Raw genomic sequence first — 2,419 nt, forward strand, 5'->3', positions numbered from 1 at the left:
CGGTGAGACCTACGACGAACAAGTGCGCGTGGTTCAAATTGGTGGACCTTGGTCACGCGAGCTTTGTGGTGGTACCCACGTTTCACGAAGTTCACAAATCGGTTTGGTTTCTTTAATCGGTGAAACCTCAGTTGGATCAGGCTCTAGACGACTGGAAGCACTCGTCGGAATCGAAGCATTCAGAAGCTTGGCTGCCGAACGTGCCTTAGTTGCAAGACTCACCGATGCACTCAAGGCTCCAAAGGAAAACCTCGAAGAAAAACTTGCGGCAACCATCGAAGAGCTGAAACTTGCACAACGTAAACTCTCAGCCCTTCAAGCCGGCGCGCTAGCCGAACGTATTCCCGCAATGATCTCGGCTGCCGAACAAATCGGCTCTGTCTCTTACATTTGCGCTGATCTAGGTCACCTGGAATCGGTTGAAGACCTACGCACTTTAGCCACCAAAATCCGCGACCAGGCCAGCGGCTCTGCAGCAGCAATTGCACTGTTTGCAGAAATCGCAGACAAGCCAATGCTGGTTGTTGCAACAACAGAGCCAGCCCGCGCGGCAGGCTTCAAGGCCGGCGCTTTGGTCAGGATTGCAAGCGCAGTTCTTGGCGGCGGCGGCGGCGGAAAAGACGACATGGCGCAGGGTGGCGGCACCGATCTAACTCAAATTACTGCGGCAGTTCAAGCAATTCGCGGAGCGTTGAGCGCATAGTGCTTAGCGGTCGTCGTTTGGCGGTTGATGTAGGTACAGTCCGTGTGGGCTTGGCCATCAGCGACTTTCACGCGATTCTTGGCTCGGGACTAGGCAACGCAATGCGCAAGGCCAGCCTTGAGGAAAGTTGCTCCGAAGTTATTCGCATTCTCGATGACGTTGAACCTGTGGTGGCTTACGTTGGGCTTCCGCTAAGCATGAGCGGAAATGCATCAGCTTCAACCCAAGACGCTATTGATTTCGGACAGGCATTGAGTGGGCGCCTGAGTTGCGAGGTGCGGTTTATAGATGAGCGCCTCACCACCGTGTCCGCTGCTTCCGCCCTGCGATCCTCGGGAAAATCGTCAAAATCTGGGCGCAAAATTATCGATCAGATTGCTGCGACCATAATCTTGGAACAAGCTCTGCAAATAGAGCGCAGCACAGGCAAATTTGCCGGAAAGACTTTTGAGGAACTTGATGTCTAAAAACGTGTTTCTTCGTCGTCGAATAATTGCCGTAGCCGTTGTATTTACATTGCTCGCCGGTGGTGTGGCCGCCTACTCCAACCGTGGCGCAATTCGTGCCGGAGTAGAGCAATTCTTCGGCAACGACTTCGCTGGCCCAGGTCACGGCGAGGTATTAGTCACAATCGAACCCGGCTTTGGTGGCTCAGAGGTTGCCCAAGCATTGGTCGATGCTGGAGTGGTCAAGAGCTTTCAAACCACGTATAAGTTGATTTTGACCAATAATCCAAGTTTTTACCCCGGCACCTATCGTCTGAAGTTCGAGATGAGTTCCAGCCAAGCTCTCGCAGCGCTGGCGGACCCCGCATCCGCAGTTGTAGCCCGCACTGTAATTAGAGAAGGCCTGCGTGCCTCGGTGATTTTTAAGACGCTTAGCCAAGACACCGGCATTGCCGCATCAGAGTTTGCGGCCTACTTTAACGAACCAGAACAGTTTGGACTTAGTGCAGCACTTCCAAGTATCGAAGGCTACCTGTTTCCGGCAACGTATTCGTTCGAGCCAAATCTTTCGGCAAAAGAGATTTTGCAAACCATGGTCGACCGAATGAAACAAGAGATTGAACGATTCAGTATTCCGGCTGCGAAAGTCCACGAGGTGTTGACTCTGGCCTCCATTATTCAAAAAGAGGCACGACTGGAACCAGATTTTTTCAAGGTTTCAGCAACTTTTAAAAATAGGTTAGCGGCCGGAATAGCACTGCAGTCAGACGCAACCGTCAGTTATGGCGTTGGTGGAAACACCGTAAGCACCACCAATCAAGAGCGCGCCGACGACAATGGTTTCAACACTTATCTTTACCCAGGGCTGCCAATCGGCCCAATTAGCGCGCCAGGTGCCTTAGCTATCGACGCCGCTCTGCACCCAGCCTCTGGCGACTGGTTGTACTTTTGCACAATAAATCTAGAAACCGGAGAGACGGTATTTAGCAACACACTGGCCGAACACGAACGCGCGGTTGCGCAGTGGTTGGCGTGGATGAAGGATCACCCAGAGTATGAATAAAAAATTTGCGGTACTTGGGCACCCAATCGAACACTCGAAGTCGCCCACTATCCATCTGGCCGCGTACCGAGTGTTGGGCGAGGACTGGAGTTATGGGAGGGCTGAGGTAACCAAAGGTTTTCTCAGAACTTTCATCAATGGGCTAGGTGATCGATGGGACGGATTCAGCGTGACTATGCCGCTGAAAGAGGAGGCGACTAAGTTTGC

General features: G+C 52.5%; 3 protein-coding genes and 1 pseudogene. All 4 read left to right on the plus strand.

Going from position 1 to position 2,419, the window contains the following annotated elements; genetic code table 11:
• Nucleotides 1–703, plus strand: a 703-nt coding sequence (locus Q0L26_RS05600) for a DHHA1 domain-containing protein (RefSeq protein ID WP_296648527.1), incomplete at its 5' end; no start/stop codon positions are given.
• The gene (ruvX, locus tag Q0L26_RS05605) at nucleotides 703–1,170 is read left to right on the plus strand and encodes a Holliday junction resolvase RuvX (protein ID WP_296648530.1); all 468 of its coding nucleotides are present in this window, start codon (nucleotides 703–705) and stop codon (nucleotides 1,168–1,170) included. The genes Q0L26_RS05600 and ruvX, both read left to right, overlap by 1 nt.
• Nucleotides 1,163–2,212 carry an endolytic transglycosylase MltG gene (mltG, locus tag Q0L26_RS05610; protein ID WP_296648531.1) on the plus strand — a complete coding sequence of 350 codons (1,050 nt, stop codon included), beginning with the start codon at nucleotides 1,163–1,165 and terminating at the stop codon, nucleotides 2,210–2,212. Before ruvX ends, mltG begins: the two co-directional genes overlap by 8 nt.
• A pseudogene (locus tag Q0L26_RS05615) lies at nucleotides 2,205–2,419 on the plus strand (shikimate dehydrogenase); the annotation flags it as partial. The gene mltG and the pseudogene Q0L26_RS05615, both read left to right, overlap by 8 nt.

It is taken from the genome of Rhodoluna sp. (assembly GCF_024641065.1).
Lineage (GTDB): Bacteria > Actinomycetota > Actinomycetes > Actinomycetales > Microbacteriaceae > Rhodoluna.